Here is a 16,176-nt window from a genome sequence, read left to right as displayed (position 1 = left end):
CCCGAGAAGTTTCCTGCAGCTAGACTCCTAGCGGGAGGCCTCCTTGGACACAGTTTTGGACAGTGACGAGAACAACCATCAGCCGCTACTGCTTGCCTTGCGCGCCCTGAAATTGGGGGACCTACTGGTTGCCGTCCCGGCACTGCGGGGCTTGCGCCGGGCGTTCCCCGAGCACCGGATCTTGTACGCCGCGCCTGCATGGATTGCCGAGGCTTTGGAGTTGGTGGGCGGCATTCACCTCCTGCCAACCCCAGGGCTCGATGACCCCCTGACAGTTCCCCGGGGCGCTGTGGACATCGCCGTGAACCTGCACGGAAACGGCGCTGAAAGCCGTTTGCGGATTGACGAACTCCAAGCCAACCGGGTGGTGGCGCATGCTTCACACGGCACTGAAGGGCCTGAATGGATCACCGGCATACCGGAGCGCGAGCGCTGGACGAGGCTGCTCAACTGGCACGGTATCGACGCCGATCCCCTGGACTATCGGCTGAACCGTCCCGCGATTTCGTCGCCGCGTCCCGGCGCCACCGTTGTGCACGTGGGGGCGGCCTATGGCAGCAGGCTGTGGCCGGTGGAACGGTTCGCTGAGGTTGCTGTGGAACTTGCCGCGGGCGGGCACGAGGTAGTTCTCACAGGAGGCACGTCAGAGCGCGGGCGCGCTGAGGAGACCGCAGCGTTGGCCAACCTCAAAGGAGTAAATCTCGACGACGGATTGCTGGCCGGGCGGCAAGGTCTCGCCGAATTTGCGGCCACCATCGCCGAGGCCCGCCTCGTGATCTCAGCAGATACCGGCGCGGCGCATCTCGCGTCCGCGTATGAGCGCCCCTCGGTAGTGCTGTTCGGCCCGGCGCCCGCCGAAGAGTGGGGGCCGCCGCCCGGACCGCACGTGGTGCTGACCGCCGTCGAACTCCGCCGTGGTGATGTGTTTTCAGCGGATCCCGATCCGGCGCTTTTGGCCGTCAGTGTCCGCGACGTTGTGAACGCAGTGGAGGGGCTGCGCTGTTAGAAACCCGCTTCCGGCGGTAACCCGGGTTGTCATTCCAGGCTTTTAGGGCGCCGTCCCGTCCTGCAGTTGGGCTTCTTCGTCCAACAGTTGTGTTTGGAGGGACACCAGGATTTTGGAGAGCTTGCGCGACACCTGCATCTGCGACATTCCCAACCCCTCCGCGATGGTGGACTGCGTTTCCTCCCGGTAATAGCGTCGGTACAGCAAGTGCCGGTCCTCAGCGCTCAGGCCGCGGATGGCGTTGCGCAGAGCCAGCACGTCCTCCAGCCGATCCGTGGGGCAGCCGAACGCTGAAAGCGATCCTTGGAGACCATCACGCCCCTCGGACGCGGGCACGTCGAGGGAATCCGGGCGCTTGCTGGTGCCGGCCATGAGTGCTTCGCGGGCCTGGCACGGCTCCAACTGCAAATCTTCGGCCACCTCCTCCGGAGAGGGGGTGCGTTGGAGTGTTTGGGTCAATTCCTCCGTCCGGGCCAGCACTTGGCGCCGGACATCCTGGATGATCCGTGGTGGGCGGACCACCCAGCAATGGTCGCGGAGGTAGCGTTTTACCTCACCCGCGATGGTAGGTGCGGCGTAGGCGGGAAAACTGACCCCTTTTGCCTCGTCATAGCCGCGCGCCGCCTTGATGAGGCCCATGTACGCCACCTGCCTGACGTCGTCGAGGTCGTGAGTGTGGGCGGAATATCTGGCGGCTATGGACTTTGCCAGATTGAGGTGGTCCAGGACCAGGCTGTCCTGAAAGCTCTGGCGGATTCTGCCTTCCGGCGCTTGGGTGGGGGGACGTGTGGGGACGCCAAAGGGTGGGATCTGTCGCATGGGGCTTCAATCCTCGGACCTGCTGGTTAGGGTGAGCCCACGGCAAGACTCCTTAAAAAGAGAAGCACACTTACTATTAGCTTTCAACGGGTTCTCGGGGTTAGTCTCGAAAGGTAGCCAAATCAGGGATTGGAGTTCCGCATGGAAGAACCTCAGCTCGCCGAGCCGACTACAGTCGTGGCCGATATCCAAGACCTGCTGCTCGATACCCCTGACGTTGAAGCCTTCCTGGAGGAGCTGGCCAGGCACTCGGCCGGCATGTTCAGCACCCCCGGAAACGAGGTCTACTGCGGCATCACGCTCATGCGACACCGCTCCGCCGGGACGGTGGCCAGCAGCGGTGAGCGCGCCCGGATGCTGGATGAACTGCAGTACAACTTCGACGACGGGCCGTGCTTGCGTGCCTGCCGTGAAATCACCCAAGTGCACATACCTGATTTCGCCAAAGACAACACCTGGCCGGAGTACAACAAGATCGTCACTGAACACGGCATCCGGTCCGTCTTGGCAGTGCCATTCCCCCTCAGTGATGACACTGCAAGGGCTGGCCTCAACCTCTACTCCGAACACCCCAATGCCTTCGACCAAGCCGCCGTGCAGCGCGCCAACGACTACGTGCAGCAGGCGTCCAAGGGCCTGCGCCTGGCTGTCCTGATCGCCGAGCACAGCCAGACAGCCAACAACCTCCGGGCAGCCATGGAATCCCGTACCGTGATCGACGTGGCAACAGGGATCATCATCGCGCAGAACCGCTGTACCCAGGAGGAAGCGATTGAACTCATCAAGAAAGCCTCCAGCAACCGGAACGTCAAGCTCCGGGTAGTTGCGCAGGCCATTGTTGAATCGGCGGGCGGCGGGACCGTTCAGACTTACTTCAAGTAACGCTGCTGCTTTGAGGCGCCACCCCAGCTCCTAGCGCTGCATCGCGCCTATGATGGCGCCCATGGCGGTGAACGTGACTACGTTGTAGCTGGCATTGATAGCGAACAGAGTCAGGCTTCGGCGTTCGAACAGGTAGTTCACGCCGAGCGCTGTTGCTACCCATCCCAGTCCAGCGGCCAGGCCGGCGAAGGTTCCGAATGCGAGCCCACCACGGCCAATGAACGCGGCCAGGAAAACAGCCATCACCACGGCAAGAAGGAACGAGCCCACAAAGACGCGAACCGTTCCGGACTTCAGCTGCTCATCGCTGACACCGGCCGCCTTTTGCCATGGCTTGGCGAACAGCAGCGAGTACCAGAGTCCGCCGACCACGAACGTCGCCAGCGCAGCCAACAGCACGGCGAGCCAATTGATCTGAAGGTCCATCGCTGTCCTCTCAAGAGCGGGTAGATCCTGAGATGACTGTAAGTGCTTCAGCCCGCGGGGTCTTGTAAAAAAACCGCAGGCTAGCTGGTGACTTCCTCCAGCGGGACGAACGTGGCGTACTCCGCACCATAGCTCTGCACCACCTGCAGGTACTCCGTTGGCGTGTACCCACTGAAGCGCCTGAAGGACCGGATCAGGTGCGGCTGATCGTAATAGTCGGCCAAATGAAGAAGCTCGCGGCCCGGCACAGAGCCCTTCGGCAGGGCCGCCGCTTGGTTCACCATCCTGTTGAAGCGGCATACATCCGAATACGCTTTTGCCGTGGCTCCGCAGTCCCGCATCATGATCCGCTCCAGCGTGGACGGGCTGACACCCAGATCCTTGGCCAGCACGCCGATCGCTACGTCCTCCTGCGCCAGGATTTCTGTAGCTTTCTCCACCCTGGGATCCGCCCGGTAGCTGGGCCTTAGCCGTTGGTGGAGGAAGGTGCTCAGGGCCCCGAACGCCTGCTCGGGTTCCGCGTCGGTGAGGTGCGTGCGTAGTTCCGAAAAACCCGGGAATACAGTCTCGGCGTCCACCACACGGTTCTGGAACAACGACGGCGGTTGGCTGGTGAACGCTGCCAGGCCGTAGGGGGTCAGGCGGGCACCAACGTTGAAGAGCTGGGCAGGGTTCTCGCTGATCAGGTAGCTGCGTTGAAGGCCCGCGTAGAAACCCGTGGACACTTCAGTTGAGCCGGCTTCCGTCCGGGTGGTGCCTGTGCCGGCTTCCTGGGCGTTGGCGGCAATGCCGGTTTCCGGCGGGCTGATGAGCCTGTAAGGGTCGGAGAGGTTCAGGATCAGGTGCGCAGACGGCCCGGGGAGGATCTTCTCGTACCTTGCCTGCGGCTCAGCGCGGAGAAACCACAGCCCGGTGACGAACGGCTGGAGCCCGGGAGATGGTGGGCACTCTTCATAGAACACAGGCCCAGTCTAGGCAGCTCAACGCCTCGGAGCCCGCCTTTGTTCGCAACCCCCGCCGCTCAGCGGTGAGGGTTGCGAACCGGAGGTGTGTTGGCCACAGCGGTTCGCCCGGCTAAGACGAGCGGCAGTTACAGGAGGCTGCGCAAAACCTGTGCCGCGCCGTCGTCGAGCACTGAAGCGGTGACCTCATCCGCGACGGCAATGACCTCGTCAGGTGCCTGGCCCATGGCAACGCCGCGGCCGGCCCACGTGAGCATCTCGATGTCGTTGCGGCCATCGCCCACGGCAACCGTGTTGGCCTGGTCCGTTCCGAGCTTGTGGCGCAGAACCTCCAAGGCACTGGCCTTTGTGACGCCCTCGGCTGCGATGTCCAGCCAGGCGGTCCATCCCACCGAGTACGTCACGCCGGAAAGTCCGATGTGCCTGATGGCCTCATTGAACTCATCCGAGGTGTTCTCGCTGCTGAAGACCACTACGCGGACTGCCGTGGCATCCAACATGGTCTGGAAGTCGACGCCGATGGACTCCACACCGAAACTGGCATCCTGGAAGCGCTCCGTGGAGAGAAAATTTCCGTCCTCATCCTCCAGGGCGTACTTGGCGTTGGGCAGCCGTTCCCGCAAGGCCTTCAGAGCCGGAGCGGGGTCGAACGTTGCCTTATGGATGATCTCGTAACCCTTCTCCAACGACGGATCAAGGCGGAGGGTCACACCACCGTTACAGCACACGGCGTAGCCTCGCTCGAGGCCGATCTTCTGGATGATGGGAAGCGTCGCATTGAGCGAGCGGCCGGTGGCAATCATGACGTCGTGGCCGCTTGCAACCACAGCCTGGGCGGCGGAGCAAACTCCCTCCGACATGTGGCCGTCGTGGTCCACGAGTGTGCCGTCCACGTCCAATGCCACCATGTACTTGTTGTTGATATTTGGCTGGTCATCGATGCCAGCAACTGGAGTATCAGTCAAAATAGTCATGCTTACAGTAGAGCAGACACCCCGGACACTGAACTAGGACCGGCGCCACAGCTGCGCGTTAACGCACGGTGAATACCTGTTCCGAGTTTCACCCTCTACCGGACAATTCACCCCCGCATCCGCCGGTGAATTGTCCACATAACGGTGAACAACCGAACCCTTTCCACATAGCCCTACTGAGCGGGAGTCACGTGAATCCCTGTGCAGCAACAGTGGTCCATGGACTATCAGAACGAATTCATAGTGGCTGCCCGGCACCGGCTCGAATCAGGATCCGCACGGCAGCTCAGCAGACGGTACAAGAAGGGTGAGCTTGTCCGGGTACGCCAGGGCGTATACGTGGACAAACAGCATTGGCTGGGGCTCAAACCCTGGGATCGATACGCTGCAACCGCACGGGCCGTGGCAGCGGAGAACCCTTCCGCGGAGTTTTGCTTCGAGACAGCCGCGTTACTCTGGGGACTGCAGATGGTCGGCGTTCCATCGCACATCCACCTTGCCAACGCCTCGCGCGGGCATGCCGGCGCTCGAAAGCCGAGCACCAGCGCAGCCACCCTGGATTCCTCGGGAACCAGCGGTCTGGAGCGGATCCGGGGATATGGCATCTACCGGCACTACTATTCAACCGACACCGTGTACCTGCGCGGGTTGCGACTCACAGGACTGGCGCGAACGGCCGTTGATGTCCTGGCCAGGGGTTCGTTCACCAAGGGCGTCACCTTGGCCGATCACGCGATCAGTGCAGCAAGGTTTCCGTCGCTTTTCATGAGCAAAGCGGCACTTAGCGCGGCAGCCGAGGGCCTTGCTTCCGAGGCCAAGAGACAACGCGTAGAGCACATTCTGAGCTTTGCTGACGAGAATTCCGGCTCCGCGGGCGAGTCGCTTAGCCGCGCCCAGATGCACCTTCTCGGCTTCCCTGCTCCGGAGTTGCAGTGCGAGTTCCGCGATGCCATGGGGTTCGTTGCCCGTACGGACTTCTTTTGGCGGGACCAACGAGTAATCGGAGAGTTCGACGGCGATGCAAAGTACTTGAGGGACGAATATCTGGGTGGACAGAGCGCCAGGGAAGCGGTCCTCGCCGAGAAGAAACGTGAGGACCGGCTGCGTGCTCTCGGGTTCAAAGTAGTGCGATGGGACTGGGCAACGGCCAACAATCCCGCCTTGTTCAGGGCAAAACTCCTCGCGGCCGGGCTGACCCCGCAAAGAAACACCCTCCTACGGACAATTCACCCGCGCACTCGAGGGTGAATTGTCCGTAGGAGGGTGACAAGTGGAATCTAGAGAACCGGGAGAACCTCAAGGCCGCCAAGGTACTTCTGCAGCGCCTTGGGAACGTTGACGGAGCCGTCCGGGTTCTGGTGGTGCTCAAGGATGGCAACAATCCAGCGCGTGGTGGCCAGCGTGCCGTTCAGCGTGGCAACGGCTCGGGTTCCCTTGGCAACACCTTCGTCGTTGACCACGCGTTCCCGGATGTTGAGGCGACGCGCCTGGAACGTGGTGCAGTTGGAGGTGGAAGTGAGCTCGCGGTAGGCGTTCTGCGTGGGGACCCAGGCTTCGCAGTCGAACTTGCGTGCCGCGGACATGCCCAGATCACCGGCAGCCGTATCGATCACGCGGTAAGGAAGCTCGCACTTTGCCAGCATTTCCTCTTCCCAAGCCAGCAGGCGCTCGTGCTCGGCAGCGGCTTCCTCCACAGTGGTGTAGATGAACATCTCCACCTTGTTGAACTGGTGCACGCGGATGATGCCGCGGGTGTCCTTGCCGTGGGAGCCGGCCTCGCGGCGGTAGCAGGAGCTCTGGCCTGCGTAGCGGATGGGGCCGGCAGAGAGGTCCAGGATCTCGTCTGCGTGGTAGCCCGCGAGGGCCACCTCCGAGGTTCCCACGAGGTAAAGGTCGTCTTCGGCGAGACGGTAGATCTCGGCGTCGTGCTTTACATCAAAACCGGTGCCCTGCATGGTCTCGGGGCGCACCAAAGTGGGGGTGATCATGGGGACGAAGCCGGCGTCAATCGCCTGCTCCATGGCCATCTGCAGCAGCGCCATTTCCAACCGTGCACCGACGCCGCGGAGGAAGTAGAAACGCGAGCCGGACACCTTGGCGCCACGCTCCATGTCAATGGCACCGATCAGCTCACCGATTTCCAGGTGGTCCTTGGGCTCAAAATCCTTGAACTCGCGGGGAGTGCCTACGGTCTTGACCACAACGTAGTCGTCCTCGCCGCCCTCGGGGACTCCGTCAACAACAAGGTTGGGGATGACCCGCAGCAGCTCTTCCTGCTTGGCCTGCGCTGCGGCAGCCTCGGCGGAAGCGGCCTTGACCGAGTTGGCCAGCTCTTTGACCTCAGCCAGGAGGGCCTGCTTTTCTTCGCCCTTGGCCTGAGCCACCTTCTTGCCGAAAGCATTCTGCTCGGCACGCAGGGTTTCGTGGCGAATCAGCGCGGCACGGCGATCGGAGTCAGCGGAGATGATCGCGTCCACAACGGACTCGTCGGCGCCACGGGCGCGCTGGCTGGCCCGGAACTTGTCCGGATTTTCGCTGAGGTCTTTTACGTCGATCACCAGACAAGAGTATTCGAATCTGCCGCGGTTTTCCGGCCCGCAGCGGGCAAAGTCCCTCCGTCACGGGCGTGAGGCAAGAGGAGACTGCCCGGGAGGATAGTGTGGGAGCACCATGAGCGACTGGATCCTGTACCTGATTCTCGCTGGGGGCGTGGTTTTTGCCGTCTCCAGTTGGTGGGGTGTGCGCCGACTTAAAGCCCGCCACATCAGGAGCGCGGTCCGGGAGGACTCACACAAGCCCGGCCCTGGGGACCAGCGCGTGGCGGTCATCCTCAATCCGGTGAAAAACAACGCCGAAGAGGCCCGCCAAGCCATCATCGACGCCTGCGATCTAGCCGGCTGGGACCCACCCAAGTTCTTTGAAACCACCGTGGACGACCCCGGGTACGGTCAGTCGCGCCGAGCGCTGGCGTACGGGGCCGACGTCGTTCTGGCGTGCGGCGGCGACGGTACAGTGCGCGTTGTGGCAGAGTCGCTGGCGCACAAGAGCGTTGCCATGGGCCTTGTCCCGCTGGGCACCGGTAACCTGCTGGCCCGCAACGTGGATCTTGACGTGACCGACCTCGCTGACTGCATCCAGGTGGCGTTGTTCGGCAACCAGCGCTACATCGATACCGCCACCATGGGCGTGGATAACGACATCACGGGCGAGTCAGCGAAGCACACGTTCCTGGTCATCGCCGGCATGGGCCTGGACGCCGAGGTTGTGGGTGACACCAAGGAAGACCTGAAGAAGAGCGTTGGTTGGCTCGCCTATACGGAGGCAGGCGTCCGCCACCTGCCCGGGCGCCGCAAACGCGTCACCATCACCATGGACGACCAGCCCGAGCAGGCACGCAAGATCCGCAGCGTACTGTTTGCCAACTGTGGCCTGATTCCCGGCGGCATTGATTTCATCCCGCAGGCCATGATTGATGACGGAATGCTGGACATTGTGGTGATGAGTCCCCGCAGTGCTTTCGGCTGGCTCGCCATGTACACGAAGGTTTTGTTCAAGCACAAAGCGAACCTGCCGATGATGAGCTTCTACCGTTCAGGGAAGGTCATCATCCGCAGCCAGGAACCCATGGCCACCCAGCTGGACGGCGACCCCTCAGGCGAGGCGACAACCGTCACCGTGCAAGTGGAGCCGGCGTCCCTGCTGGTGCGGGTGCCGAAAGCCAAAACCGTTTAGAGAGCGCCGACGTCCGGTTTTGCAGCATCCCTCTCGGCTTCCTCAGTGGCCGCCTTGGCAGCAGCGCGAGCCTCAGCCTGCTCCTTGATCATCGCTTGTTCTTCTTCAAAGCGGAGTCGGTCAGCGCGATCAGCTTCATCGCCATTCCAGTCGTCCTGGTTATCGCCAGTGGGCTTCGGATTGACGATCATGCCCTGGCCGTCTTTGTCATCCCGGTGGACAGACATGACCGCTCCTTTCATTTGCCATTCATCCATCGTTTATGGATCAGGCAAGCATACGCACAGAAGCATTCTTGCGAAAGGGCAGACGCTCCGCCTGTGGATAGCGGGCTAGGAGCCCTTCAGGATTGAATCCACCCACGCGTGCGCCGAAGCGAAAGCAGCGTCAGAAGTGTGCGGAGCAACCACGGCCGGCTGCTTGTCGGCACGGGCATAGGAGCCCAGGAACCGGATTGCCGGACTGATCCGGTGCAGGCCTGCAAGCGCGTCAGCCACCCGCGAATCAGTGGCGTGCCCATCAGCGTCGATGCTGAAAAAGTAGTGGCCCAGGTATTGTCCAGTGGGCCGCGATTCGATGCGGCTCAGGTTCACGCCGCGGGACGCGAATTGGTCCAGGATTTCCATGAGCGCGCCTGGGTGGTCCTCCGGCAGCGGCACCACCACGGTGGTTTTGTCCGCGCCCGTTCGGTCCGGAAGAAGGCCGGGCTTGCTCACCAGGATGAACCGGGTGACAGCCTCGGGGTTGTCGCCAATGTCCTCGGCCAAGACGTTGAGGCCGGGTTGTCCGGCAGCAACCAACGGGGCACAAATGGCTGCGTCATAGGGAGCGTCGTCCTCCAGCAGGCCCATGGCGGATGCCGCCGTCGAGGATCCGGGGACGTAATCGGCCTGCGGGAGGTGCTCATCCACCCACAGACGGCATTGCGCCCAGGCATGACCGTGCGTCGAGATCCGCTTGATGTCCGAAAGCTCGACGCCGGGCCTCGCCACGAGCACGAACGTGATGGGAACAAGGGCCTCACGGATGATCCGGAGCTCTTGGCCCGTGGCAATCGCGTCCAGCGTGGCAGTGACCCCGCCCTCCACCGAGTTCTCGATGGGCACCATGGCCGCGTCAGCCTCTCCGGCCCGGACCCGATCCAGCGCCGTATTGACGTTGGTGCACGGGACTCGAGTGGCGTCGGCAGCCCCAGGGACCTGCATGAGGGCAGCTTCGGTGAAGGTGCCCTCGGGGCCGAGGAAGGTGTAGGTGACTGCTGACATCGGAGATATTCCTTGCTGGTTATATACGCGGGTTACAGAACTACCGGCTTGAGCCCGTTATCCGAAACCATGGGTTTCCCCGCCTCAAACCACATGTCCATGCCACCGGCAACGTTCACGGCAGAATAGCCCTGCCCCACGAGCCACTGGACAGCGCGGAATGACCGGCCTCCGGTGCGGCAGATGACAAAGAGATCGTCATCCGGGTCAAGTTCGTCCAGGCGTGCCGGCAGCTGGTCCATGGGGATGTGCACTGCACCTTCCGCGTGCCCGGCCACCCATTCGTAGTCTTCGCGGACGTCCAGAATGCTGGCATCTGCCGGAATGTCGCCCACAGGTACGGTATCGAAGTCGCTCATGGCGTTCCCTTCCCATCGATTTAGTCCAGCATCCAGCCTAGTCCCCGACGCGTGGCACCGTAACTTCACGGGACACCGCAACGCCACGGAATCACCTGCCCTTGCTTCCCGGCGCCAGGACGTTAAGACTGGGACGGAAGCGCCTTCCCACCCCCGGCCCGTTAGGAGTGCCCGAATGACCTCTGGACAAGCAACCATTCTGGCGACCTCCGGCGGCTACAAGCCGGGTGAGCGGACCCGGATCGAGTTCAACCACCTGATGCACTACGCAGTGGAGCTCTCGGGCGTCAGCGGCCGGGCACCCCGGGTGACACATATCGGGACTGCATCCGGTGATCAGCGCTGGTGGGCTGCGGAAATGGACCAGGCAGCACGCATTGCGGGGTTCGATTTCAGCCATCTCAACCTCTTCACTATGCCCAACATCGAGGACCCGGAAGCGCATCTCCTGGAGCAGGACGTTGTGTGGGTGAACGGCGGCTCGGTGGTGAACCTGCTGGCTGTGTGGCGGGCGCACGGACTGGACGGAATCCTGCGGAAGGCTTGGGAGAGCGGAGTGGTATTGGCTGGCGTTTCGGCAGGGTCCATCTGCTGGTATCAGGGTGGTGTGACCGATTCTTTCGGCCCGGAACTCAAGCCTGTCACCAATGCTCTGGGCTTCCTCCCCTACGCCAACGGCGTCCATTACGACTCCGAGTTGCGGCGCGCCCCGGCCATCCACAAGCTGGTGGCCAACGGCACGCTCGGCGAGACCCACTGCACGGACGACGGCGTCGGGCTGGTTTACCGGGGAACGGAACTGGTGGAGGTGGTGTCCGAAGTGAAGAACAAGGCTGCCTTCCGGGTGACAGCCGGCGCCGGCGAAAGCGTGGACGCTGTTGCTGTGGAGGAACGGTTGGAGCCACGATTCCTTGGTTGAGCCTCCCCTGCAAGAAATTTCGCAACTGACAGCCGTTGAGCTCCGCAATGCCCTCGCTGCGGGCGATCTCTCCGCCCGGGAAGCCGCCGAGCATTTCCTGCAGGCCATCGAATCGCGGAACAGGCAACTGGGTGCCTTCGTCACCGTCACGGCCGAACAGGCCCTCAAAGACGCCGCGGCTTCAGACGCGCTGCACGCAAGGCTGGCCCGGGAGGGCCGCCGCGAAGAACTCCCCGCCCTCCACGGCATGCCCACCGCCTTCAAGGACCTCACGGATGTGGCCGGCGTGCCCACCACGCACGGCAGCGCAGCCCTCGAGCACAAACCAGCTCCGGAGGACGGCGCCCTCGCAGCAACGTTGAAAGGGCAGGGCGTCATCTCGCTGGGTAAGACCCAGGTTCCGGAATTTGGACTTACGGCCTACAGCGAAAACCGGGTGGCACCGCCGTCGCGCAATCCGCACGCCTTGGGACGAAGCTCGGGCGGGTCGTCGGGCGGCAGCGCTGCCGCCGTAGCTGCGGGGCTGGTTCCGTTCGCGCCGGGTACCGACGGCGGCGGCTCCATCCGGATTCCAGCAGGCGCCTGCGGACTGGTGGGCCTAAAGCCGGGACGGGGCTTGGTGCCAGGCGGCGCCAGCGCGGGCGATGCCGCTAAATTGGTGGTTGCCGGGCCGCTCGCCCGGACCGCGGCAGACGCAGCACTGCTGATGGACGCGCTGGTCCCGCGGGATCAAGCGCCCGACGGCGGATACCTCGCCAATGTGGGGCAGGCCCCGGAGCCCTTGAGGATCGGGGTGAGCTTGGACAGCCCGTGGGCCGGTATCTACCCGTTCCAGATCGACGAAGAAGCAGCTGATGCCTTGGAGCTCGGGACCAAGCTGCTGGAAAAAGCCGGCCACAGCGTCACCGAGGCCGGCATCCGCTACGACAACCGCTATCCCGAAGCGTTCACAACAGCCTGGACTGCCGGCGTCGGGAGTGCCCGCATAGCACCCCAGCGTGAGGCGCTGCTGACCCCGCTGACCCGGACGTTCCGGCGTCGGGCGCAACAGCGGAGCGCGTCGAAAGTCAATGAAGCGCTGAGTTTCCTGCGGCAGTTCGAGCACGACACCTTGGCGCAGTACGCGGAGTGGGACCTGATCCTCATGCCCACTTTGGCGCAGACACCGCGGCCCATCGGCTGGTTTACCGGCGGCGGCCACAGCGGCGAGCCGTGGCCGAGCGAGTGGGCCGGCGATGCCGATGAGGACTACAAACGGCAGTGCGAGTACGCTCCGTGGTCCTCCATGGTGAACGTCTGTGGGCTCCCGGCCATCAGCATCCCGGTGCACACAACTGCCTCAGGGTTGCCCATGGGAATTCAGATCATCGGCCGGCCGGGATCTGAACTGCAACTTCTCCAGCTTGCAGCCGTCCTGGAGGCCCGGTAACCAGCACGTCTAACATATGGAAAGTGGTTGCCCCGGGCATTGATCGATGTGACAATGCCCGCAGTCAGTGCCAGCATTGAGAAAATGAGCACACCTCAAACCACGGCTGAGTCCGCAAAGCCAGCGGGCGATACGTCATTCTTCGGCCACCCAAAGATGTTGGCCAGCCTCTTCTCCGTGGAAATGTGGGAGCGATTCTCCTTCTACGGCATGCAGGGAATCCTGCTCTACTACATGTACTTCACCGCCGAGCAGGGCGGTCTTTCCATTGACCAGGGACTCGCTGCTGGTTTGGTGGGCGCGTACGGTGGTGGCGTTTACCTGTCGACGATCCTCGGCGCCTGGCTCGCCGACCGTCTCTTCGGCTCCGAAAAAGTTCTGTTCGGCTCGGCCATCATGATCATGGCCGGCCACATCGCACTGGCGCTGCTTCCGGGCGTTCCGGGCCTGATAGCGGGCCTGGTGCTCGTAGGCATCGGCTCCGGCGGCTTGAAAGCCAACGCCACGGCATTGGTGGGCACCCTCTATGGCGAGAAGGACGAGCGCCGCGACGCCGGCTTCTCCATCTTCTACATGGGCATTAACATCGGCGGGCTCATCGGCCCGCTGGTGACCGGCTGGCTGCAGACGAGCTACGGCTTCCACGTGGGCTTCGGCGCCGCAGCCGTGGGCATGGCCATCGGCCTGGTCATCTACGCGTTGGGCCGCAAAAGGCTCCCCGAGGAAGCGCACCGCGTTCCCAACCCGCTCCCGGCGAAGGACCGCACCAAGTATGGTCTGATCTTCCTGGCCATCCTGGTTGTCATCGGCGTTCTGCTTGGAACGGGGCTCGTCAACGCCAACAACCTCGCCAGCAGCATGGCCTACGCCGCAATTGGCGCCGCTGTGATCTACCTGTTCCTGATCTTCCGAAGCCCGCTGGTCACCGGCATTGAGCGCAAGCGCGTGGTGGCCTTCATCCCCTTGTTCATTGCATCGGCCGGGTTCTGGGCACTGTTCCAGCAGCAATTCACCTTCATCGCCGTGTACTCGCAGGAGAAGCTGGACCGCAACCTGTTCGGCTGGGAAATGCCGGCCGCCTGGGTTCAGTCCATCAACCCGGTGTTCATCATCATCTTCGCCGGCGTCATGGCTGCCCTCTGGACGAAGCTGGGTTCCAAGCAGCCGAGTTCGCCGCTGAAGTTCTCCGCCGGCCTGTTCATCATGGGCCTGGCATTCCTGGCCTTCATCCCGCTGGCCGGCGAGGGCAAAACTCCACTGCTGGCGCTTGTGGGCATCCTGTTCATGTTCACCTTGGCCGAACTGTTCCTTTCCCCCATCGGCCTGTCCGTGAGTACCAAGCTCGCCCCGCAGGCGTTCCACACCCAGATGGTGGCCTTGTTCTTCCTGTCCGTCTCACTCGGCACCACGCTGGCCGGCATCCTCGCCGGGCTGTACAACCCCCAGGACGAACTCCCGTACTTCCTGGGGATCGGCGGCGTTGCAGTGGTCCTGGCCGTTGGCTTGGCTGCGGCTACGCCCGCGATCAAGAAGCTGATGGGCGGCGTTCGCTAGGCTTCCCGGCACACGGCACGCAACCTTAACGACGGCGACCCTTGGGTCCGGTGGAAATCCCACCTGACGCAAGGGTCGCCGTCGTACGCGTCTTAGTAGTTGTAGCGGCCGCTGCTTGACGCGCCAATGGCGACGAAGAAGATGATGCCCAAGATGAGCGTCAGCGCCACGCCGAGGTAACCCATCACCAGGCCGGCGATCGCCATGCCCTTGCCTGCAGGCTCACGCTTCAGGGCGAGGTGGCCCAGAATCACAGCTGCAATCTGCGGGAGGATGAAGAACCCGAAGCCAACGTAGACGGCGATGCCACAGCACATGCTGGCAATGCTCAGGCCCTTGGGCTCGGCCTGCATGGCGTAGTAGGCGGGCTGGCCGTAGGGTGACTGCGGCTGACCGTAAGGCTGCTGGCCGTAGGGCTGCTGGTTGAACGCCTGCTGCTGGTACGGGCTGGGCGGCTGGCCGTAGGGCGAGGGGGGCTGCTGGCTGTAATCACCCGGCGTGTACGGGTTCTGGCCTTGCGAGCCCTGTTCGTAGGGCGGGATCGGCTGGGTGGCGTTGGCGCCGTATTCCGGAGCGCCGTGTTCGGGAGCGCCCTGTTCAGGTGTGCTTTCGGCGGACGGGCTCTGGCTGTACGTGCCCGGCTCGGGCGCGCTGAACTGTGCGGGCGGGACGTACTGGGGCGGTTCGTAGCCCGCAGGCTTATCCTCGTTGCCCTTGGATGGCTGGTCTGACATAGGTATCCCCCTGGATGTGGTCTTTGGTCCCAACACTACCGCCGCCAGGGGCGCCACATAAGGTAGCGCGCGACCCGCGCGTGTGCCACCGAATCACGTAGGGGCATATTCATGCATACGCATGGAATATTTTCGAGCCGGACTTGGTTTTCATCGATAGCGACCTAAATCATCGCTCACCAACTAAATCTGCGGGGCCCTGTCCCGCAAAGGAGGAATCATGGGTAACTTTGAAGGCAAAACCGCGCTCGTCACCGGCGGAGGCTCCGGCCTCGGGGAAGCAATCAGCAAGGACCTCGCGAAGAACGGCGTCAACGTTGTTGTTGTGGACGTCAACCTCGACGCCGCCACGCGCGTAGCCGAGCAGATCACGGCCGACGGCGGCACGGCAGTACCGTTCCAAGGCAACACTGCAGTGGCCGAGGACAGCAAGAAAGCCGTCGACTTCGCAGTGGAGACGTACGGAGCCCTCAACTACGCCGTCAACAATGCCGGTATCGGCGGCGCCAGTGCTCCCGTTGGAGAAATCGACATCGAAGACTGGGACCGGGTCATCGCCATTAACTTGAGTGGCGTCCTCTACGGAATGCGCTACCAAGTCCCGGCCATCCTTGCCGCTGGCGCATCCGAGGGCGCCATTGTGAACATGGCATCGATCCACGGCGCCGTAGCCGCTCCCGGCAACGCCGCGTACACCGCAGCCAAGCACGGCGTTGTAGGCATGACCAAGAACGCGGCGGCTGAATACGGAGCCCAGGGGCTTCGCGTCAATGCGATAGGACCCGGCTACATAGATACTCCCTTGCTGGCCGCTGCGCCGAAGGAAGTCATCAACGGCCTCGAAGCAAAGCACCCGCTTGGCCGCTTGGGCACGGCCGAGGAAGTCGCGAACGTCACCACGTTCCTCCTCTCCGACAAGGCCAGCTTCATGACCGGCTCCTACGTGCTCGTCGATGGTGGCTACACCGCCGTCTAGCGTTCCTGGTTTCGTTCCCACTGGGTTGTTCGCTACCCCTACCCCCGATCGCACCCCTAACCTCTGGAGCGAATAGCGCGAAAGGGTGCGCCACCGGTGAACAAGTGGCGCGCCCAGGGGGAACGGGTGCGCCTGCTGT

The 16,176-nt window shown here is 63.1% G+C and carries 17 protein-coding genes; 8 read left to right on the top strand and 9 right to left on the bottom strand.

What is annotated here, in order from left to right:
• Window positions 1–43: 43 nt before the first annotated feature.
• Window positions 44–1,006, top strand: coding sequence for a glycosyltransferase family 9 protein (locus ACZ5J0_RS00545; RefSeq protein ID WP_464093926.1), 963 nt, complete (start codon window positions 44–46; stop codon window positions 1,004–1,006).
• Window positions 1,007–1,048: 42 nt separating this feature from the next.
• On the opposite strand, the gene ACZ5J0_RS00540 is transcribed toward ACZ5J0_RS00545, so the two are convergent.
• On the bottom strand, window positions 1,049–1,825 hold the full coding sequence (locus ACZ5J0_RS00540; protein ID WP_223941395.1) for a sigma-70 family RNA polymerase sigma factor: 777 nt from the start codon (window positions 1,823–1,825) through the stop codon (window positions 1,049–1,051).
• Between the two features lie 141 nt (window positions 1,826–1,966).
• On the opposite strand from ACZ5J0_RS00540, the gene ACZ5J0_RS00535 reads away from it, so the two are divergent.
• The gene (locus tag ACZ5J0_RS00535) at window positions 1,967–2,707 is read left to right on the top strand and encodes a GAF and ANTAR domain-containing protein (RefSeq protein WP_223941394.1); all 741 of its coding nucleotides are present in this window, start codon (window positions 1,967–1,969) and stop codon (window positions 2,705–2,707) included.
• A gap of 30 nt (window positions 2,708–2,737) precedes the next feature.
• Here ACZ5J0_RS00535 and ACZ5J0_RS00530 read toward each other — a convergent pair whose 3' ends face one another.
• From ACZ5J0_RS00530 to ACZ5J0_RS00520, 3 genes are all read right to left on the bottom strand, one after another.
• Complete coding sequence (locus tag ACZ5J0_RS00530) at window positions 2,738–3,133, bottom strand: DUF1761 domain-containing protein (RefSeq protein ID WP_464093925.1); 396 nt, start codon at window positions 3,131–3,133, stop codon at window positions 2,738–2,740.
• Window positions 3,134–3,213: 80 nt separating this feature from the next.
• Window positions 3,214–4,095, bottom strand: a complete 882-nt coding sequence (locus ACZ5J0_RS00525; protein ID WP_464093924.1) for a DUF6597 domain-containing transcriptional factor — start codon at window positions 4,093–4,095, stop codon at window positions 3,214–3,216.
• 128 nt (window positions 4,096–4,223) lie between these two features.
• Window positions 4,224–5,069: an HAD family hydrolase gene (locus ACZ5J0_RS00520; RefSeq protein ID WP_464093923.1), complete on the bottom strand. Its 846-nt coding sequence runs from the start codon at window positions 5,067–5,069 to the stop codon at window positions 4,224–4,226.
• A 219-nt stretch (window positions 5,070–5,288) separates the two neighbouring features.
• Between ACZ5J0_RS00520 and ACZ5J0_RS00515 the strand changes: the two genes are divergently transcribed.
• Window positions 5,289–6,317 carry a hypothetical protein gene (locus ACZ5J0_RS00515; RefSeq protein WP_464093922.1) on the top strand — a complete coding sequence of 343 codons (1,029 nt, stop codon included), beginning with the start codon at window positions 5,289–5,291 and terminating at the stop codon, window positions 6,315–6,317.
• A gap of 29 nt (window positions 6,318–6,346) precedes the next feature.
• Here the strand turns inward: ACZ5J0_RS00515 and serS are convergent, their stop codons facing one another.
• Window positions 6,347–7,627, bottom strand: a complete 1,281-nt coding sequence (gene serS / locus ACZ5J0_RS00510; RefSeq protein WP_166842675.1) for a serine--tRNA ligase — start codon at window positions 7,625–7,627, stop codon at window positions 6,347–6,349.
• Between the two features lie 112 nt (window positions 7,628–7,739).
• On the opposite strand from serS, the gene ACZ5J0_RS00505 reads away from it, so the two are divergent.
• On the top strand, window positions 7,740–8,801 hold the full coding sequence (locus ACZ5J0_RS00505; RefSeq protein ID WP_464093921.1) for a diacylglycerol/lipid kinase family protein: 1,062 nt from the start codon (window positions 7,740–7,742) through the stop codon (window positions 8,799–8,801).
• Here the strand turns inward: ACZ5J0_RS00505 and ACZ5J0_RS00500 are convergent.
• From ACZ5J0_RS00500 to ACZ5J0_RS00490, 3 genes are all read right to left on the bottom strand, one after another.
• Complete coding sequence (locus ACZ5J0_RS00500; RefSeq protein ID WP_142937217.1) at window positions 8,798–9,028, bottom strand: hypothetical protein; 231 nt, start codon at window positions 9,026–9,028, stop codon at window positions 8,798–8,800. The two genes, ACZ5J0_RS00505 and ACZ5J0_RS00500, sit on opposite strands and share 4 nt — an antisense overlap.
• Window positions 9,029–9,133: 105 nt before the next feature.
• Complete coding sequence (pheA, locus tag ACZ5J0_RS00495) at window positions 9,134–10,066, bottom strand: prephenate dehydratase (RefSeq protein WP_464093920.1); 933 nt, start codon at window positions 10,064–10,066, stop codon at window positions 9,134–9,136.
• A gap of 32 nt (window positions 10,067–10,098) precedes the next feature.
• Window positions 10,099–10,425, bottom strand: coding sequence for a rhodanese-like domain-containing protein (locus ACZ5J0_RS00490; protein WP_142937219.1), 327 nt, complete (start codon window positions 10,423–10,425; stop codon window positions 10,099–10,101).
• A 175-nt stretch (window positions 10,426–10,600) separates the two neighbouring features.
• On the opposite strand from ACZ5J0_RS00490, the gene ACZ5J0_RS00485 reads away from it, so the two are divergent.
• The 3 genes from ACZ5J0_RS00485 to ACZ5J0_RS00475 are packed head-to-tail and all read left to right on the top strand — an operon-like array spanning window position 10,601 to window position 14,327.
• The gene (locus tag ACZ5J0_RS00485) at window positions 10,601–11,344 is read left to right on the top strand and encodes a Type 1 glutamine amidotransferase-like domain-containing protein (protein ID WP_142937220.1); all 744 of its coding nucleotides are present in this window, start codon (window positions 10,601–10,603) and stop codon (window positions 11,342–11,344) included.
• Window positions 11,345–11,351: 7 nt separating this feature from the next.
• Window positions 11,352–12,773: an amidase gene (locus ACZ5J0_RS00480; RefSeq protein ID WP_374206984.1), complete on the top strand. Its 1,422-nt coding sequence runs from the start codon at window positions 11,352–11,354 to the stop codon at window positions 12,771–12,773.
• 54 nt (window positions 12,774–12,827) lie between these two features.
• The gene (locus tag ACZ5J0_RS00475; RefSeq protein ID WP_166842670.1) at window positions 12,828–14,327 is read left to right on the top strand and encodes a peptide MFS transporter; all 1,500 of its coding nucleotides are present in this window, start codon (window positions 12,828–12,830) and stop codon (window positions 14,325–14,327) included.
• A gap of 92 nt (window positions 14,328–14,419) precedes the next feature.
• Here the strand turns inward: ACZ5J0_RS00475 and ACZ5J0_RS00470 are convergent, their stop codons facing one another.
• Window positions 14,420–15,061 (bottom strand): DUF4190 domain-containing protein, encoded by a 642-nt coding sequence (locus ACZ5J0_RS00470; RefSeq protein WP_464093919.1) that lies wholly within the window; start codon window positions 15,059–15,061, stop codon window positions 14,420–14,422.
• Window positions 15,062–15,281: 220 nt separating this feature from the next.
• On the opposite strand from ACZ5J0_RS00470, the gene ACZ5J0_RS00465 reads away from it, so the two are divergent.
• Window positions 15,282–16,037, top strand: a complete 756-nt coding sequence (locus tag ACZ5J0_RS00465; RefSeq protein WP_464093918.1) for an SDR family NAD(P)-dependent oxidoreductase — start codon at window positions 15,282–15,284, stop codon at window positions 16,035–16,037.
• Window positions 16,038–16,176: the final 139 nt, after the last annotated feature.

This window comes from Arthrobacter sp. DualSoilB13, from assembly GCF_055389195.1.
This window is presented reverse-complemented; position numbering and strand designations above follow the sequence as displayed.